The 234-nt window shown below is 73.9% G+C and carries 1 protein-coding gene; it reads left to right on the forward strand.

Going from position 1 to position 234, the window contains the following annotated elements:
• Positions 1-234: FAD-dependent oxidoreductase (locus BN1119_RS14665; RefSeq protein WP_041999496.1), on the forward strand; the 234-nt coding region annotated here is incomplete at both ends.

The raw sequence follows: 234 nt of genomic DNA on the forward strand, positions 1-234 counted from the left end.
GCCGCACCCTGACCCTGGCCAGTGGCGAGCGTCTCGGTTACGACCGTCTGGTGCTGGCCACGGGATCCGTGCCCTTCGTGCCCCCCATCCCGGGCAACGAGCGGGCGGGCTGCTACGTCTACCGCACCCTGGGGGATCTGGATGCCATCCGCGACGCCTGCGCCCAGGCCCGCAGCGGCGTGGTGATAGGGGGCGGCCTGCTGGGGCTGGAGGCGGCCAACGCCCTGCGCCTGC

It is taken from the genome of Aeromonas bivalvium, from assembly GCF_000819765.1.
Lineage (GTDB): Bacteria > Pseudomonadota > Gammaproteobacteria > Enterobacterales > Aeromonadaceae > Aeromonas > Aeromonas bivalvium.